17 protein-coding genes are annotated in these 16,463 nt (G+C 62.8%); 11 read left to right on the forward strand and 6 right to left on the reverse strand.

Features of this window, described 5'->3' with window-relative positions; all coding sequences use genetic code 11:
- Positions 1–218 precede the first annotated feature (218 nt).
- Positions 219–776 (forward strand): DUF6789 family protein, encoded by a 558-nt coding sequence (locus tag BM348_RS00055; RefSeq protein ID WP_092900316.1) that lies wholly within the window; start codon positions 219–221, stop codon positions 774–776.
- Between the two features lie 11 nt (positions 777–787).
- On the opposite strand, the gene BM348_RS00060 is transcribed toward BM348_RS00055, so the two are convergent.
- Positions 788–1,009 (reverse strand): hypothetical protein, encoded by a 222-nt coding sequence (locus tag BM348_RS00060; RefSeq protein WP_092900317.1) that lies wholly within the window; start codon positions 1,007–1,009, stop codon positions 788–790.
- A gap of 141 nt (positions 1,010–1,150) precedes the next feature.
- On the reverse strand, positions 1,151–2,191 hold the full coding sequence (locus tag BM348_RS00065) for an LLM class flavin-dependent oxidoreductase (protein ID WP_092900319.1): 1,041 nt from the start codon (positions 2,189–2,191) through the stop codon (positions 1,151–1,153).
- A gap of 135 nt (positions 2,192–2,326) precedes the next feature.
- Here BM348_RS00065 and BM348_RS00070 point away from each other — a divergent pair, with 135 nt between their 5' ends.
- From BM348_RS00070 to BM348_RS00085, 3 genes are all read left to right on the forward strand, one after another.
- Positions 2,327–4,378, forward strand: coding sequence for a helix-hairpin-helix domain-containing protein (locus BM348_RS00070; RefSeq protein WP_092900321.1), 2,052 nt, complete (start codon positions 2,327–2,329; stop codon positions 4,376–4,378).
- 159 nt (positions 4,379–4,537) lie between these two features.
- Positions 4,538–5,908 (forward strand): MFS transporter, encoded by a 1,371-nt coding sequence (locus BM348_RS00075; protein ID WP_092900323.1) that lies wholly within the window; start codon positions 4,538–4,540, stop codon positions 5,906–5,908.
- Between the two features lie 328 nt (positions 5,909–6,236).
- Positions 6,237–7,367 carry an ORC1-type DNA replication protein gene (locus BM348_RS00085; RefSeq protein WP_092900327.1) on the forward strand — a complete coding sequence of 377 codons (1,131 nt, stop codon included), beginning with the start codon at positions 6,237–6,239 and terminating at the stop codon, positions 7,365–7,367.
- Positions 7,368–7,396: 29 nt separating this feature from the next.
- Here the strand turns inward: BM348_RS00085 and BM348_RS00090 are convergent, their stop codons facing one another.
- A complete protein-coding gene (locus BM348_RS00090) occupies positions 7,397–7,666 on the reverse strand; it encodes a DUF7553 family protein (protein WP_092900330.1) in 270 nt (89 codons plus the stop codon).
- Between the two features lie 97 nt (positions 7,667–7,763).
- Between BM348_RS00090 and BM348_RS00095 the strand changes: the two genes are divergently transcribed.
- From BM348_RS00095 to BM348_RS00105, 3 genes are all read left to right on the forward strand, one after another.
- Positions 7,764–9,050 (forward strand): DUF7405 family protein, encoded by a 1,287-nt coding sequence (locus BM348_RS00095; RefSeq protein ID WP_092900331.1) that lies wholly within the window; start codon positions 7,764–7,766, stop codon positions 9,048–9,050.
- A gap of 187 nt (positions 9,051–9,237) precedes the next feature.
- Positions 9,238–10,446 carry a DUF7350 domain-containing protein gene (locus BM348_RS00100; RefSeq protein ID WP_092900332.1) on the forward strand — a complete coding sequence of 403 codons (1,209 nt, stop codon included), beginning with the start codon at positions 9,238–9,240 and terminating at the stop codon, positions 10,444–10,446.
- A complete protein-coding gene (locus BM348_RS00105; RefSeq protein WP_092900333.1) occupies positions 10,443–11,072 on the forward strand; it encodes a cohesin domain-containing protein in 630 nt (209 codons plus the stop codon). Before BM348_RS00100 ends, BM348_RS00105 begins: the two co-directional genes overlap by 4 nt.
- A gap of 157 nt (positions 11,073–11,229) precedes the next feature.
- Here the strand turns inward: BM348_RS00105 and BM348_RS00110 are convergent, their stop codons facing one another.
- Both BM348_RS00110 and BM348_RS00115 read right to left on the reverse strand, forming a co-directional pair.
- Positions 11,230–11,592, reverse strand: coding sequence for a hypothetical protein (locus BM348_RS00110; RefSeq protein ID WP_092900336.1), 363 nt, complete (start codon positions 11,590–11,592; stop codon positions 11,230–11,232).
- A gap of 125 nt (positions 11,593–11,717) precedes the next feature.
- Positions 11,718–12,125 (reverse strand): hypothetical protein, encoded by a 408-nt coding sequence (locus BM348_RS00115; RefSeq protein WP_139231113.1) that lies wholly within the window; start codon positions 12,123–12,125, stop codon positions 11,718–11,720.
- Between the two features lie 627 nt (positions 12,126–12,752).
- Here BM348_RS00115 and BM348_RS00120 point away from each other — a divergent pair.
- The 4 genes from BM348_RS00120 to BM348_RS00140 all read left to right on the forward strand — a co-directional run bounded on the left by BM348_RS00120 (position 12,753) and on the right by BM348_RS00140 (position 16,262).
- Positions 12,753–13,688, forward strand: a complete 936-nt coding sequence (locus tag BM348_RS00120; protein ID WP_092900341.1) for a cation diffusion facilitator family transporter — start codon at positions 12,753–12,755, stop codon at positions 13,686–13,688.
- 56 nt (positions 13,689–13,744) lie between these two features.
- On the forward strand, positions 13,745–14,137 hold the full coding sequence (locus tag BM348_RS00125) for a SpoIIAA family protein (protein ID WP_092903489.1): 393 nt from the start codon (positions 13,745–13,747) through the stop codon (positions 14,135–14,137).
- 461 nt (positions 14,138–14,598) lie between these two features.
- On the forward strand, positions 14,599–14,937 hold the full coding sequence (locus BM348_RS21010; protein WP_175507064.1) for a hypothetical protein: 339 nt from the start codon (positions 14,599–14,601) through the stop codon (positions 14,935–14,937).
- A gap of 491 nt (positions 14,938–15,428) precedes the next feature.
- A complete protein-coding gene (locus BM348_RS00140) occupies positions 15,429–16,262 on the forward strand; it encodes a DUF6498-containing protein (RefSeq protein ID WP_092900344.1) in 834 nt (277 codons plus the stop codon).
- Between the two features lie 54 nt (positions 16,263–16,316).
- On the opposite strand, the gene BM348_RS22130 is transcribed toward BM348_RS00140, so the two are convergent.
- Positions 16,317–16,445 (reverse strand): hypothetical protein, encoded by a 129-nt coding sequence (locus BM348_RS22130; RefSeq protein WP_281244651.1) that lies wholly within the window; start codon positions 16,443–16,445, stop codon positions 16,317–16,319.
- Positions 16,446–16,463 lie beyond the last annotated feature (18 nt).

The raw sequence follows: 16,463 nt of genomic DNA on the forward strand, positions 1-16,463 counted from the left end.
CTCCGATACCGCTCCATATTCGTACAATACTACGTTGTTCGTGAGGTTCCAGGCGGCGTCCCCGAGGCGATTCGACCGACTATGCGGCGTAGGGCCCGATTTCGAGAGTTTCGGTCCGACGGCGAGGCACACGACTCGAGGCGGCCCTCGCGTGCAGGGTGGCTCTCGCGTGCAGCCACGTTAAGTCTCGAGCGAGCGTACGAGCGAGCGAGATCACGATGGGCGCACTCGAGCGATTACGCGGACGGCAGAGACGCACCGAGACCGAAGAATCCGGCAGGCGCTCTCGAGCACAACACGCCGTATCAGCGTCCGTCCGCGGCCTGCAGGCCGGGTTCGTCGCGACCTGTATCATGACGGCGTTTCGGCTCCCTATCCTTCGCTCGCTGCCCCCGTCGGCGAACTTCTGGAGCCAGTACGTGACCGGCGGCGATCCGAGCGATCATCCGATCGCCGGGCTCGTTTTGCACTTCGTCTACGGCGTGAGCGCGGGAGCGGTGTTCGGCGGGCTCTTCGCGCTTCAGGACGCCGAACGGTCGATCGAGCCCGAACAACGGGGGCTGGTCTGGGGGTCGGTCTACGGGATGGCGCTCTCCGCGTTCGGCTCTCAGATCGTGCTCAGAGAACTCCTCGATATCCGCCTCGAGACCGACGAACTCGCGCTGTTTCACGCCGGCCACCTCGTCTACGGGCTCGCACTCGGCGCGTGGGTCGGCTCGCGGACCGAGGGGGTCAACGATCCGACGGCGGAATACGAGTACGACGACGGAAACTGAGAATCAGCAGATTAGGCCGCCGGCACCGACGGTCGCCCGCGTCGCAGCAGGGTGACCAGACCCTGCGCAGCCATCCCCAGGACGGCCCACTTCCAGGCGAAGACGGCGACGACGAGCAAGAGCGCGCCGCGCGTGCGTTTGCCGCGGTCGAACGATCGTTTCGCCTCGAGGGCGACAGAGAGGACCGTCAGCGAGCGGGTCGCTTTCGAACCAAGCAATCGTTTCAGTATCATAGCCGTGCTTGTCGAGCTACCCGTATAACGTCGAAGCCGGCAGATGCAAGCCCGAGGTGTCGAGGGAGATCGATGGCACGCCGAAGATCCGCCTATCGAAAATCACGGTCCCAGAAGCGTCTCTGGAAGACCGACGGCGAATCAGCGCGCCGAGAGGTCCGCCGCCTCGGCGAGCAGTTCGTGCGATCGGAGCACGTCCTCGTGGTCGGCGAGTTGCTGTTGGATAACGACCTCGTCGACGCCCGTCTGGTCGGTCATCTGGTCGAGCAGCGTTCGGATCGTGGACGGGCTGCCGGAGATCTGGCGGGGCCACTCTCCCGGCTCGATCGTCGTCGGCGTCGGCTCCGGGACGTATCCGAGCTCCTCGATCGCGGCTTCGGTCGAGCGGATCGGCGGGCGATCGATCGTCCCCTGCTGGAGTCGCTGGTGTGTCGCCTCAGTCGTCGCGCGAAGCCGAGCCGCCTCCTCGTCCGTCTCGGCGCAGGTGACGTTCGCCGCGACCATTCCGTGGGGTTCGTCGGGGCCAGCACCGAACGACGACGGCTCGAAGTTCTCTCGATAGACCTCGAGCGCCCGAACCGCGGGGCCGGGTCGAATAAAGGCGGCAAAGCAGTACCGCAGCCCGAGCTGGCCGGCGATGGCGGCGCTCGAGGGACTCGAACCCAGAACCCAGATATCGGGGACGGTCTCGCGTGCGCGAGCCAGCTCGAGCTGGCTGAACGAGTGGTCGTCCGGGAACCCGTCGTAGAGGTGGGCGGCGACCTCGTTTATCTTGTCCCGGTGATCCTCGTTGGAGCCGGACCGATGCTGGCTCCGGTCGATCTGGAGCGCGCGGTCGCTGACCGGATTTCCGGTCGCCCGGCCGAGTCCGAGATCGATCCGGCCGGGCGCGAGCGCGTCGAGCACGCTGAAGGTCTCCGCGACCTTGTACGGGCTGTAGTGGTTGAGCAGGACCGTCCCGGAGCCCACCCGGATCTCGTCGGTCTTGGCGGCGATGTGCGGGATGAGTACCTCGGGTGTCGTACTCGCCAGCGAGTCGGTGAAATCGTGGTGTTCGGCCACCCACGCTCTCGAGTAGCCGAGTTCCTCCGCGTTCTGGGCTCGCTCGACGGTGTTCTCGAACGCGTCCGTTGCTGATCCGTCCTCGGGTATCGGCGCGAGGTCGACGATCGATAGATCCACACCGGCGTATCGGAGCCAGCGAGTAATGAACGATACGTTCTCGGGGGTTAGATCCGGATGTTTCGGCCGGTACCGCCGCCTCGAGCGACCGCGCGGGCGAGGGTTTTTTCTCGCTTCGATGGGATACGCCGGTCGATGGAACTCGAGACGATTCCGGGCGTCGGCGAGAAGACGGCTCGGTCGCTCGCGACGCTCGAGGATCCCGAGCGGGCGCTCAAATCGGGCGACGTGGCGGCGCTCGCGAAGGCGCCGGGAATCACGCAGGGGCGAGCAGCCCGCATCGCGCGCGGGGCGATCCGCCGCGAACACGACGACCCGGGCGGCTTCCTCGCGACCGAGCGCGCACGCGAGGTCTACCGCGAGGTGCTCTCGCTGTGTAAAGAACGCACCGTGACGGAGTACGGCGCCCAGCGTCTCGAGACGATCTACCCGAGTCCGTGTCGGTCGCGGATCGAGGAGGTACAGACCTTCGTTCGCGAGGCGATCGAACGCGATCCCGACCCCGCTGTTCTAGAGGCGCTCGAGGGGGTCGAACCGCTCGAGCGCGGGGGAGACGTCCAGGTTCGCGAGCGGTGTCTCGCGACGACCGACGCGGAGCGGTACACCGCCGCTCGCGAGGCGATTCCGGAACTCTCCGTCGAGGTGGTCGAAGACGCACAGGGGCTCGCCGAACTCGCTCGCGGCTACTCGACGGTGATCGCCATCGACGAGACGTTCGCGGGCGTCACCGTCGACGGCGACGTGCAGGTCCGCCCCGACGCCCTCGAGAATCCCGCGGAGATCGTCCCCGAGCGGTCGGTCGCCTTCTTCGCCCGCAACCGTGACAGCTTGCGGGCCGCCATCGCCGTCCACCGCAGCGCCGACCTCGAGACCGACTGCGACCTCGCGGCGCTCGAAGCCGGGCTCGCCCGGGTGAACGACGACGGAACCGTTGCCGGCGACGACGAACTGGATCGACTCGCGACGGCGGTCGACGACCTCGAGGTATCGGTCGGGGCGGCCGAATCCGTCGCGAACGACCACCTTCGGCAGGCGATCCGCGAGCAGGACGTGACGATCGAGGGAGCGGACCTGCTCTCGCTGGTTGAGCAGGGCGCGGGCGTCGACTCGCTGCTCTCTCGAGAACTCGACGACGAGTACGCACAGGCGGTCGCGGCCGCTCGAGAGCATCTGATCGACGCGCTCGACCTCGACGCGGGCGAGGCCGAAATCGCGCGGTGGACGTTCGGAGACGAGCCGACGTTTCCGGTCGAGCGCGACGAGGACACCGTTTCTCGACTCCGCGAGGAGCTCACGGCGACCAGAGAGCGCCGAGAAGCGCGACTGAAACGGGAGCTGGCGGCGGAGCTGGCAGATCGGCGTGATGCCGCGGCGGACCTCGTTCGAAACGCCCTCGAGTTGGACGTCGAACTCGCTATCGCTCGCTTCGCGCGCGATTTTGAGTGTACGATGCCCGAGTTCGTCGGCGGATCAGTGGGGGCGGTGGAATCGACGGGTTCAGCGGAATCGACGGATTCGGTTGACTCGAACAAGTCGTCCGGTGACCGCGGGTTCGAGATCGAGGGCGGTCGGTCGCCGTTGCTCTCGGAACCGCTCGAGGCGATCGAACCGGTCGACTACGGGGTCTCGGGCGTCGCGCTCCTGTCGGGGGTCAACAGCGGCGGGAAGACCTCGACGCTGGATCTGGTCGCGAGCGTCGTCGTACTGGCGCACATGGGGCTGCCGGTGCCCGCGGATCGGGTTCGGCTCGAGCGCTTCGAGTCGCTGCACTATCACGCCAAGACCCAGGGGACCCTCGACGCGGGCGCGTTCGAGTCGACGGTCAGGCAGTTCGCCGACATAGCCGGCGACGGGGCGGGATCGCTGGTGCTGGTCGACGAACTCGAGAGCATCACCGAACCCGGCGCGTCGGCGAAGATCATCGCTGGCATCCTCGAGGCGTTATCGGAAAACGGCGCGACGGCGGTGTTCGTCTCCCACCTCGCGGGCGAGATCCGCGAGATGGCGGCCTACGACGTGGCCGTCGACGGCATCGAGGCCGTGGGACTCGTCGACGGCGAACTCGAGGTCAACCGCTCGCCGATCAAAGACCACCTCGCGAGATCGACGCCCGAGCTGATCGTCGAAAAGCTCGCCGACGAGCGCGAGGCTGCCTTTTACGATCGATTGCTCGAGAAGTTCGGGTGAGCATCGTCGAGTGTTCGACGCGGTGACTCTCCGGGCCGTCTAGCACGGATTCCTCGGCGGGCAGTAGCTATTTACACGAGGTATCGTTACATAAGTCCGTGAAAGGTTGTCAAAAGATGACAAAATGGGCCGGTCGGCGCGAGACAGCGGGGTAGCTCGATGGAAGAGTCGGACACCTTGAAATCCGATCCGAAGCTCTACGCTATCCTCGGGCTCGCCGGCGCCGGCGTGCTCGCGAGCACACTCGTTTCGCCCGCCTTGCCGGGGGTGGCGTCGAAGTTCGACCTGACGGAGGCTCGAGTCGGGATGGTGATGACCGCCTTTTTCCTGACCGCAGTCGTCGCAATTCCGATCGTCGGTATCGTGACCGACGTCTGGGGCCGACGTCGAGTGTTTCTGGGATCGTTACTCGTCTACGGCGCGGCGGGGACGCTGATCGGGTTCGTCGACACGTTCGCGGTCGTGTTGCTCCTGCGGGCGGTACAAGGGTGTGCCTTCCCGGGTCTGCTGCCGATGGCGATCACGCTGATCGGCGACCATTACGACGGGGCCGTCGCGACCACGGCGCAGGGCTATCTCACGAGCATCACCGGGTTCGGCGGGATCGTTTCTCCGCTCGCCGCCGGCGTGCTCGTCGACATCTCCTGGCGGCTTCCTTTCTGGCTCTACGGGATTTCGTTCGTCGCATTTGTCTTGTGTTACTGGTGGCTTCCGGAACCGACCGCCTCCCACACGGACCAGAAATCGACAGCGCTCGAGTCGACCGCCGGTCCGAATCCCACGCCGGGGGCGAATCGGCCCGCGGTTCCGAACCCCGCGCCGGAACGCAGCGAACCGGCAACCCCCGGTTCCACCCCGGATCACGAGCAGGTAAGAGAGCCCGGCGATGCGAACGCGGGTGGAAATACCAGCGTCTTGACCGCCCGGGTTTCGGCCTGGATCGCCCGGCTTTCGGAGATGGTACGCGAAGTCGAAGACGCGCTGACGAGCGAGGCCAGAACCGTCATCGCCGCCGTCATCGCCCTGTTTTTCGTCCGATACGCGCTGTTTACGTTCATGCCGCTGTACGCGGTCACCGTGTTGGGAGCCAGCGAGTTTATCGGAGGCGTTGCCGTCGCCGTCCTCGGGTTAGGGAGATTCGTCGCGGCACCCTACGCAGGACGGCTCGCGACCTGGATCAGCCGGCCGACGGTTCTGGTCTCGAGCCTGCTCTGTTTCGGCGCGGGAACCTGGGCGCTCCTCCTGACGACCGATCCCTGGGCCGTCATCGTCATCCTCGGACTGACGAGCGTCGGGGACGGTCTGTTCGACCCGATCGCGAACGATATCGTCACGATGAGCGCCCCTGCGGCCGTCCGTGGCCGCATCGTCAGCGTCCTCGAGGTCGGAAAAACGGGGGCGATTGCGGTGTCGCCGGCCGCGTTCGGGCTCTTGCTCTCGGCGAGTTCCTACACGATACTGTTCCTGACGGGCGGGGCGCTTATGGCGGCGACGGCAGGGACCGTCGGGTTCGTCCTGTTCGACGACTAGAACGAATCGGTATTCGGAATTCGGCGCATTCCGATACCCGCGGCTGTGCAAGTACAGCGTCGATGCCGTTCGGACGAATGCACCGGTTTCCAAACCAGTCCAAGTTCCCACGGAAGCGCTGTTCGTTCAGACGCCGGACTGGCAGCGAGGAGAGGAATCGAAAACGCCGGCTCGAGCCCGCGCTCGAGTGGCCCGTGGTTTCAGGTCCGCTGAGGCGAACCCCGCCGGTGAATCGAACCCATCGAAACGGCCTGAAACGGGAAAGAATCGGAAACGGAACCGCGTACGCCGAAAACAACTAAGTAGCTCGGAGAGCGTGGTGGAACTAATGGATGGGGACCCCGACGAGGGGATGTTGTCGTGGGACGAATCCGTGTTCCGGAACGAACACGTCTTCGAGATCGACTACGTCCCCGAGACGTTCAAACACCGCGAGAGTCAGACCCAGAGTCTGACCTACGCCTTGCGGCCCGCGGTTCGCGGGTCGCGCCCGCTGAACGTGATGGTCCGAGGGCCGCCCGGAACGGGAAAGACCACCGCGATTCAGAAGCTGTTCGACGAGGTCGGCGCACAGACCGGCGACATTCGAACGATTCGGGTCAACTGCCAGGTCAACTCGACGCGCTACTCGGTGTTCTCCCGGCTGTTCGAGGGGACCTTCGACTACGAACCGCCCTCGTCGGGCATCTCCTTCAAGAAACTGTTCGGCCAGATCGCCGAGAAACTCGTCGAGCAAGACCGCGTACTCGTCGTCGCGCTCGACGACGTAAACTACCTCTTTTACGAGAACGAGGCCTCCGACACGCTCTACTCGCTGCTTCGCGCCCACGAGGAGTACCCCGGCGCGAAGATCGGCGTCGTCGTGGTCTCCTCCGATCCGACCCTCGAGGTGATCGACGAACTGGACTCGCGGGTCCAGAGCGTCTTCCGCCCCGAAGACGTGTACTTTCCGGTGTACGACCAGCCCGAAATCGTCGACATCCTCGACGAGCGCGTCAGGAAGGGGTTCAACGACGGGGTCATCTCCCGGGACACGCTCGAGTACGTCGCCGAGCTAACCGCAGAGAGCGGCGACCTCCGGGTCGGGATCGACCTGCTTCGGCGAGCGGGACTCACCGCCGAGATGCGCGCCAGCCGCGTCGTCGAGCGCGAAGACGTCGAAACAGCCTACGAGAAGTCCAAGTACGTGAGCCTCTCACAGAGCCTCTCGGGACTCAGCGACACGGAACGCACCCTGCTCGAGGTCATCGCGACCAACGACGGCGAACAGGCAGGCGCCGTCTACGAGGCCTTCCGCGAGGAGACCGACCTGGGCTACACGCGCTACTCCGAAATCGTCAACAAACTCGACCAGCTCGGCCTGATCGAGGCCGATTACGCCGAGATCGACGGCCGCGGTCGTTCGCGCTCGCTGACGCTCGCCTACGAGAAAGAGGCGGTGCTCGATCGGCTCGAGTGAGTGCGCTCCGGTTCGACAGCTCGCGGCTTTCAGGCCTGCTCGAGGTTCTCGCGGTACGCCTCCGCGTGCTCGATCGCCCGGTCGACGGCCGCTTCGGTCTCGCCGCCGGCGCGTTCGCGCAGTTGTCGGAGGGTGTTTAGGTGGTCGTCGAGCATCGCGTGATCGACTTTTTCGGCCTCCGACTCGAGTTGGCCGGATTTCTCCGCGGCCTCGCTGAGGTCGTCGCGGATATCGTCCTCGGCGGTGTCGGCGGCGTCCTCGAGTTCCGTTCGGGCGTTCTGCAGTTCGGAAGCGACCATACGTGACTCCCACCACGACGCCGGTCAAAACGCTGGGGGTGGCGTACGCGAGCCCCCGAAATACACATATATATTTCTCGAGTCCAACCTTCCGCTAGTGACGGTTCCCGAGCGACGCGGACTCACCAGACGAGACTACCTCCGAGCGGTCGTGGCGGTCGGCGGTGCCAGCGCCATCAGCGCCTGTCTCGACGAGCGCGGGGAGGTCGACGTGCCCGCCGGAACCAACGACCCCGGCTCGCTTCCGGCGCGCCAACACGCCTGGAACGAGTTTCTCGAGACCGACGACGACGGCAACGTTCGACCGCCGGAACACCACGTGCTAGTGGCGCTCTCGCTCGCGGACGATCCCGCCGGTGAGAACGATGGTGATTCGCTCGAGGAGGCGACCGAAACGGTCGAGGAGAGCCTGCGGACGCTCGAGCGGGCCTACGAGTGGAGCAACGACGGGCTGTTGTTCACGGTGGGGTACACGCCGTCGTACTTCGATCGATTCGACGGGAAGCTCCCTGAAACGGTCGATCTCCCCGCGCCGGAAGCGCTGACGGACCGCGAGGACCCCGCGTTCGACGAGTTCGACGCACTGCTCCACCTCGCCAGCGATCACCCCGAGGTCGTGCTCCGGGCCGAAGAAGCGCTCTTCGGCGAGCTCGAGACGGTAAACGGCGAGCCCGTCGAGACGGACCTGACGGGCGTGTTCGACCGACTCGAGGAGCGTCGCCGAACCGGGTTCGTGGGACCGGGGTTGCCAGCCGAGCACACCGACGTCGACGGCGTTCCGGACTCGGTGCCGGAGGAGGCTCCGTTTTTCATGGGCTTTCGATCCGGCTTTCAGGAGAGTCAGGCGACCGAAGACCGCGTCACGATCCGGGACGGGCCCTTCGCCAGCGGGGCGACCCAGCAGCTCTCGTCGCTCGACATCCAGCTCGACGTCTGGTTCGAACAGGAAAGCCACGCCCAGCGCGTGATGAAGACGTTCAGCCCGGACCACGACGAGGATCAGGTCGGCGATATTGGCGAAGCGCTCGAGATCTCGAACGGACTCACCGACGAGCAGATCGACGACACCGAGTCAGACGCGCGAAATCGCGGCGTCGTCGGCCACGCCCAGAAGGCGGCGCGAGCGCGCGAGGACGGCGAGCCGATCATCCTTCGGCGGGATTTCAACACGGTCGACGGCGACACCCCCGGCACGCATTTCCTGTCCCTCCAGCGGGAGATGGATGACTTCCTCTCGGTTCGAGAGGCGATGACGGGGGCCGACCTCGACGTGGGGATCATTCAGAACAACGGCATTCTGGGCTACATCTTCGTCGGTCGGCGCGGGAACTACCTCCTCCCGCCCCGGTCGCACCGGGCGCTTCCGACGCCGAGTCCCGACTGATCGCCGTCCCAGCGACCGCCGACAGTACGACGACGCCGGAAGTGCGACAACCGTCGACGCCGAAACGAGCATCGATTCCAGACGACCGCGACAGCACGACGACCGCCGATGACAGACGACCATCCGGTCCAGACGACCGTCGGCGGTAAAGCGAACGGTTACAAACGACCAACGGCTGAGAACGCACATGGACCGGCGAATCGATCGACGGCGCTTTCTCGTGCAAACGGGCGCGGCGGCGGGCGCTGTCGCGCTAGCGGGGTGTACCCTCGAGGTCGAGGACGGAGCCGCCGAAGGGAGTGGGGACCCCACGCTACCCCAGTTCTACGAGATTCAGGACAAACCGGACGCGGTGTACTTGCCGACACACCGGGAAGCGATGAAGATGCTCGAGCCGGTCGAGGCCGGCGAGTACACGCTCGCGCCGATGCTCTCGTACGTCCATCCCTTTTGGATCATCAGCGGCGACGAGATCGAGCGCGAGGAGCCCGACGACGGCAACGGCGTCCACCTCATGGTCGTCGTCTGGGACACCGAAACCGGCGTCGTGCTCCCCGTCGACAGCGGGGCACAGCTTCGGGTCAAGAAAGACGGCGAGCAGGTCGGCTCGCCGCGAACGCTCTGGACGATGATCTCCCAGCAGATGGGCTTTCACTTCGGCGACAACGTGCCGCTCGCCGACGACGGCACCTACACCGCCGAGCTGACGCTCCCGCCGCTCGACGTTCGCACGACGGGCGAGCTCGAGGGGAAGTTCGCGGAGACGGAGACCGCCTCCTTCGAGTTCGAGTACGATCAGACCTTCCGCAACGAGGTCGCCACCGGGGTCGAGTACCTCGATCGCGAGGAGTGGGGCGACCCCGGCGCGCTCGAGCCGATGCGCCACGGTGGAGACATGAACAGTGGGGACATGAACGGTGGAGAGGCGAGCGGCGAGGGCAACGGCGACGGCCACGTTCAGTTCTCGGCGCTGCCGCCGGCCGAGGAGTACCCCGGGGCGGGACTCGAGCCGAGTTCCGGCGAGGACGCGGCCACGAGCAGCGACGCGGTCTTCGTGACACGGCTTCTCGAGTCCGGATCGCGGTTCGTCGAGGGGAGCGAGCGGTACCTCCTCGTCTCTCCCAGAACGCCCTACAACCGGGTTCCGCTCGCGGACATGTCCATGACGGCCGCGATTTCGAACGGCGAAGCCGCAGATTCCGTCGCGCTCGAGCAGACGATCGACGGCGAGTACGGCATCCACTACGGGGCCGCGCTCGCGGGCGTCGAACCGGGTTCGAGGGTGACGATCGAGATCGACTCGTTCCCGCAGGTCGCGCGCCACCAGGGGTACGACACGGCGTTTTTCGACATGCCCCCGGTCGAACTGACGGTGCCGGAATCGATCGACTCATGACGGCGACGCGCACTCGAGTCGCAGTCGCGCTCGCAGTCCTGCTGCTTGCCGCCGGCCTCCTCGCCGCGCCGGCCAGCGCCGGACACAGCCCCGGCGTCTACAGCTTCGAACCGGACGACGCACGCGTGGCCGCCGGCGAAACCGTCGCGGTCGACGTCATCCTCGCGGCCAACCGGACCCCCGCCGGCGACGGGCTCAGCGAGGCGGGCTTCACCGTCGACTACGACGCGGATCGGTTCTCGGTCGTCGACGTCGAACACGGCTCGTGGTTCGAAGATGGCGACGAGCCGCCGGAAGGGGCGATCGACCGCTCCAGCGCGGTCGACGAGGACGCGGGCACCGTCTCGGTCGAAACCGCACTCGAGTCGCCCGACGACGGGGTGGCGAACACCGCACCCGTCGCGACGATCACGTTCCGGGCCAGCGAGGACGCCGCCGACGGCGAGAGCAAGCTCGCGTTCGCGAACAGCTCCGCGGCGACGCCCGCGAGTCCGTCGCCGACCATTACCAACGAGGGGACCCTCGAGGTCGGCGAGGGCGTGCTGGGCGCGAGCGGGTTCGGCGTGCCGGTCGCGGTCGGATCGCTGTTGCTCGCTGTTCTCGTTGGTCTCCGACGACGAGGATAAGGCGCTCTCAGGACGTACTCTCTCGCCTCGAAGCCCAACTTCGTACTCATCTTGGCCTGTTTCGCCCGTGGAAGTTCTCCTCGAGTGCCGATGGATTACGATCGGTCGCGAGCCAAACGTATCGGTCAAAATCGAATCCGATCGGATTCTGTGCTGGTTACGGCGCGGTGTCGGTCGATTCCATCAGTTCGACGTCGACCGCCTCGCGCAATCGATCGAACTCCCCGTCGGTCAGAAACCAGTAGTTCAGTTCGGGCTGCTCGCGGACGAAAAGCGGCGTTTCGGACGCGTCGACGATAGCCACTCGGAGGAGCGGGTCGGTAAACAACTCGAGAAGTGCGTCGATACTGGTCGGGGTAGCCGGAACCGTCCCGACGAGTTCGATCCCGTCGCGGACCGCACCTCGTTCGACGAGCGCCGCGACGCTGTCGGCGTCGATCCGCTCGAGAAGGGGTCGGAGTCCGAACAGTTCGATCGTCTCGGCGTCGCGTTCGGCGCGCTCGAGGAGGGCTTCGAGCACCGTTCGAACTGACGGAGCCGCGGCCGCCGACGCGGGGGCGATGGAATACGCCGCATGGCTCCCCGTCTCGAGGGACTGAAATCGGTCCGTGGAGACGCTCTCGCCGAACGGGCGAAGCGAGGCGACTAACTCGAGCGGAACCGTCTCGCAGAGCGATTCGTACTCGGAGGCCAGCAGGCGACACGATTCGGCGTCGGAATCGTCGCGCGAGAAAATCGCCGTCCCCGACTCGTCGACAACCGCGCGACGAGGAGGCTATCGCTGAACAGCGAAAGCACCGCGTCGACGACGGCAGGCGTGGCATCGACGGTTCCCCGTAGCGTCTCATCGTCCACCTGGACACCCGCGTCTCGAAGCCGCTCGGCGCTCTCTGCGTCGACGTGGTTCGTTAACAGTGGTTCGATACCGACGACCTCGAGTTCGGAGAGCGAGCGATCCGTACTCGCGAGAATCGCTCGAGCGAGTTCGGCGGATCGCTCGTGTCTCTCGGGTCCAGAGTGATCGATGGTGAAACGGATCATAGTGGCACTCATGGCAATCATATCGGCAGATACAGTTAATTCGGACTACTTAGGGTCCTCGAAATGGCCACTTGGATCGGCCAGAACAGAGCACGGAGGCTGCACCATTCCAGACAGGTCACGTGCGGCGGCGCGCGCTTGCTCGCGGGTCGCGATAGCGATTCGCGAGCAGAAACTGTTCGAGGTCTTCGGTCACGAAGTGATTGAACGGCTTGGAAGTCGCGAAGCGTCTTCCAGTGGATGAGAGAGCGAGTTTGCGGGCGAGCGAATCGGCTGGGGAGTGCGAGATCCGAACGAGTGAGGATCTCGAAGTGCGAACGGGGAACGCAGTGACCCGCGAGCGGTGTGGAAATCCTAGTTGCCAGCAATAGGGTGGTCAAGATGCAGCATCGATCCGTGTCATGCAACTCGAGTATAGCACTGTTGAAATTCTATTATTCAGATTTATCTTAGCGTGAAATACACGCACACTACAGATGCATACTGACCGCTGCAATTCCTACGGGTTTCAGTACTGGCGTAGTGCTGGCATCCATCTTTGTTAATAACTCATCCGATATATTTTGCTAAATTATAGCTAAGAATCCGAGTTTTATAGCAGCTGTTTTAATAAAATGGGACTGTCAAAGGTGGAGCAAGATGAACGAACACGAGTCGGCCCACGATGGCTCACACGATGACCACAATCACGGACATGGGAGATCATCGACGAGTAGCTGGAAACTAGCTGCCGTCTCGGTCATCAACCTCCTCGGATTCCTCGCTGAACTTGCTGGCGGTCTACTGTTTGGTTCAGTTGCGCTCCTGAGCGACGCCTTTCACATGCTATTTGACGCGCTCGCGTACGTGATGGCGTTCGCTGCCGCCCACATCGCCGACAACTATGGAGATAGTGATCGCTGGTCGTACGGTCTCCATCGTCTCGAACCGCTTGCCGCCTTCCTCAACGGCCTTTTATTGCTGCCGATGGTCGGGTTCATCCTCTGGGAATCCTACCAGCGATTTCTTGAGCCGGTGGCAATCGGAACTGGCCCCACGCTCGCCATCGCAACGGGTGGCCTACTGGTCAACATCGGCTCGGTATACGTCCTACAGGGCGGCGGGATGAGCCTCAACGAACGAGGGGCGTTCTACCACCTTCTCGGCGATGCCGGTGGCTCAGTTGCCGTTATTATCTCTACGGTTGTTATCGAGATGACTGGACTCCAGATCATTGACCCAATCGTCGCAGGGCTAATCGCTGTCGTCATTACATGGTCGGCGGGGAAAGTACTCCGTGGGAGCAGTGCGATCTTCCTACACCGGACGCCATTCGAGCAGCACGAGGTACGGGCCATCCTGCGGAAGGTCAATGGCGTGACCGCCGTAGACGACCTGCATGTATGGCAGATTTGTAGTCAGATCACGGTCGCCACCGTCCATCTTGAGACCGACGTGGAGACAATGCCTGAAGCCGAGACGGTAACCCGAAGCGTCCACGAGGAACTTGTCCATCATGGCGTCGATCACGCCACTGTCGAACTGTGTCCCGGCTATGGCGACCGCAGCACGCACCTGAACAATCACGCCCACTAACGATGACAGACGATTTTACCTCCAACTTCGCGGCCACAGAGCGGACGACCTCCCCCATGTTCGAGATTCTTAAAGCGACCAAAGACAACGTAGTCGCGGTTCGGATGGGAGACGGCACGCCTGCCGGGTATCGGGAGTTCTATGACCTACTCGTTGAGAAGACCGACGAGTTCGGGACAGTGCATGTCTACGAAGAGACGATAGAATGGACGCTATCGACATATCTCTCGCACCTGCATGGTGTCGTCCCCGATCTGCGAACCGGTTCGAAATTCGACATTGGTCGGTATGCCACGGTCGGTGATTCCCGCTGGGCTAAACTCCTTTACTACCAGTGGCGTGCAATCGCCCCAGTCTGGCCGGTCTCGCCGGACGAGATGCGCTACTACGGGCTGTCGAAACGCGACTATGCACTTGACTGGGTGATGTCTACCAATCCCACCAAATAGACATTTCAGTGGAGTAGAATTGAACGTATTGGATAAATATACTATGTATCATCTTTATTCAACACGCAGTTTCTAAAATCTCTACGACAAATCACCCGCCACTCCGTTATCTACTTCACCTGTACTTACCGATCTCTCTCAAACCTTGATAGCCGCAGATAAATTCAACAGAACTTCGAGTATCTACGTTGCAAGACGACATTATTCCCGGCCTGAAACAGTAGTTATATGACACTACAGGGCGTTGGATCAAATGGAAGCCACACACTCCGCGACAGGGGGCGTTTCGTATTGAAATGCCCCGGGTGCTACTACCACCCGAGACGTGGCTTCCGAACCCTTGAAGGAACGGTTGCCATGATTGGATATCTTCTCCGCGGGCTTAAACATCCCGTCCGACAGACGAATCGAAGTCGACTACCAGCGATCGCCGCGTCCACGCTTGGAGGGTGGTGGGATCGATGACCGCGCCGACGGACAGCCTGGTCGTGGACATCGTCCGCACGCTCGAGAACGAAGGAATCCCTCGAGACTCCTACCAACTCGGCCGGGAGTTCGATCCCGAGGCGCTCGCCCGACTGCTCGAGACCGGCGGCAGTTCGGTCGAGGTCCGCCTCGAAGTGCAGGGCGTCTCGCTCGTCGTGACGAAGCAGGCTGTCTGGGCAACCGACGATCCGCCGTCGTCCCCGCCCGAGTGCCCCCACTGTGGGCTCCCGGTCAGCGCCGTCGTCCAACTCGTTCCGAGCCACCACACCGCCTATCCCTGCGGGTGTCGGGTTCGGGGTGATCTGCTCGAGTAGGTGGGAGTTCGCGAATCGCAAGTCGTCAACTCGAAGAACCGCTTTCGACGGAACGAGTAATCCCCGAGGTTCTCATCCCCGTAGTTGGGATTTTCGTTCTCCTGATCGCTCCAAAAATAACCGACATCGGACGGAGTAGACGGTACTTCGTTCCGGCGTTCGTTTGCTGGTTTGGATGCCACCTACAGATCGGACTCGAAGAAGGGACGCTCGTCTCATTTCCCTATCCGATCGAGGTGAGTAGTGTGATTTTGCTGTTGGTCGGGTTTATCGGATTTCTGTTTCGCGGGCTCTTGCCGCATGGAAAGAACGAGAATCCACCGTATCCTCGGTTTGAAGCCACCTCGAAAGGGACAGACCCAATGCATTCGGGGTTCATGGCGTCATCACAGACGTAAACGACTTCGTGAAAACCCACTGCGATACGGAAAGCGTGCAGGCGGCCACGAAATCCTCGACTTATATCCCGGAATACATTTAATCGTAGTACGATGGCGGCCGAAGAGAAATCGCGTGTTCGAACGACACTTGCCCTCCTCGTTCTCGCAAATCTGCTTCCGTTTGTCGGACTCGAGGTCTTCGAGTGGAGCCTACCCGAAGCCCTCTTCGTGTACTGGATCGATATTGGACTGTTCGTAGTTCTGTATGCTGGATTAGTTCCCTTTGCGCAGAAAAAACCGCGACCGGAAGAACGGATGATTGGGTTAGTCACAGTTCCAATACCGTTCGTGTCTGGCCGTTCCGGATCGGTCCAGCCAGTCCAGTGGCTCCCGCCAATTTGGTATCGAAATCTGAAATACGCATTCGGTATTCTCGTGTTCGGACTCGGTTTCTGGTTTATAACTGGGAACCTATTTCTCGTCGAATCAGATCCCGGGTTTTATTACGATACTGAAGGAGTTCCTACTGATTCGATAGAGCAATCTTTCGTAGCAATTCAGCGGTCGTTCACCCCTGAGGCGCTTGGCATGATTGCGTTGCTGTTCGGATTTCGATTGCTCATCACTTATAAACAATTTAGTAGCCAACGACGGTACGAACGTGTCTCGGCACCGGTACTGGCTGAGATTCCGACACGGATCGTAGTGTTTTGGTTTCTTCTGACCGCAATAACGGCCATCTCGTTAATCGTGATTGTACTACCGCTTCTACACGACTTCGGGATATCGACGGTGAGTAAAGCCTGGGTTATCGTAATCGTCGTATTTGGGAAATTCACCATGGAATGGGCAGTCTTCCACGGAGGACGACTGGAGAATTCTGACGGCCTCATCCGGTGGCTCACACCCGAAGAGATACCTGATAAATCGGCAACCGATTCGTGAGGCTGCTTTCCAGAGAGGAGGCCACCAGCTCCCGAGGAAACGGAACGACAGCGTCTATTCTTTCGCTTCGTCCCCCAGATTTTCATCGTAAAAATCTCTGAGCGCCAGTCGGCATCCGAGATACGTCGCAAGTACAGCAGTTACAAACAGTATCGCAAATGGAACGACGAGTTCGACGACCATACTATTCAATACCATAAC

It is taken from the genome of Halostagnicola kamekurae (genome assembly GCF_900116205.1).
In the GTDB taxonomy this organism is placed as follows: Archaea; Halobacteriota; Halobacteria; order Halobacteriales; family Natrialbaceae; genus Halostagnicola; species Halostagnicola kamekurae.

Excerpts from the sequence above, each read along its gene's own strand:
- BM348_RS00055 (WP_092900316.1), top strand. The coding sequence starts at position 219 with ATGGGCGCACTCGAGCGATTACGCGGACGGCAGAGACGCACCGAGACC.
- BM348_RS00060 (WP_092900317.1), bottom strand. The coding sequence starts at position 1,009 with ATGATACTGAAACGATTGCTTGGTTCGAAAGCGACCCGCTCGCTGACG.
- BM348_RS00070 (WP_092900321.1), top strand. The coding sequence starts at position 2,327 with ATGGAACTCGAGACGATTCCGGGCGTCGGCGAGAAGACGGCTCGGTCG.
- BM348_RS00075 (WP_092900323.1), top strand. The coding sequence starts at position 4,538 with ATGGAAGAGTCGGACACCTTGAAATCCGATCCGAAGCTCTACGCTATC.
- BM348_RS00085 (WP_092900327.1), top strand. The coding sequence starts at position 6,237 with ATGGATGGGGACCCCGACGAGGGGATGTTGTCGTGGGACGAATCCGTG.
- BM348_RS00090 (WP_092900330.1), bottom strand. The coding sequence starts at position 7,666 with ATGGTCGCTTCCGAACTGCAGAACGCCCGAACGGAACTCGAGGACGCC.
- BM348_RS00100 (WP_092900332.1), top strand. The coding sequence starts at position 9,238 with ATGGACCGGCGAATCGATCGACGGCGCTTTCTCGTGCAAACGGGCGCG.
- BM348_RS00105 (WP_092900333.1), top strand. The coding sequence starts at position 10,443 with ATGACGGCGACGCGCACTCGAGTCGCAGTCGCGCTCGCAGTCCTGCTG.
- BM348_RS00115 (WP_139231113.1), bottom strand. The coding sequence starts at position 12,125 with ATGAGTGCCACTATGATCCGTTTCACCATCGATCACTCTGGACCCGAG.
- BM348_RS00120 (WP_092900341.1), top strand. The coding sequence starts at position 12,753 with ATGAACGAACACGAGTCGGCCCACGATGGCTCACACGATGACCACAAT.
- BM348_RS00125 (WP_092903489.1), top strand. The coding sequence starts at position 13,745 with ATGTTCGAGATTCTTAAAGCGACCAAAGACAACGTAGTCGCGGTTCGG.
- BM348_RS21010 (WP_175507064.1), top strand. The coding sequence starts at position 14,599 with ATGACCGCGCCGACGGACAGCCTGGTCGTGGACATCGTCCGCACGCTC.
- BM348_RS00140 (WP_092900344.1), top strand. The coding sequence starts at position 15,429 with ATGGCGGCCGAAGAGAAATCGCGTGTTCGAACGACACTTGCCCTCCTC.
- BM348_RS22130 (WP_281244651.1), bottom strand. The coding sequence starts at position 16,445 with ATGGTCGTCGAACTCGTCGTTCCATTTGCGATACTGTTTGTAACTGCT.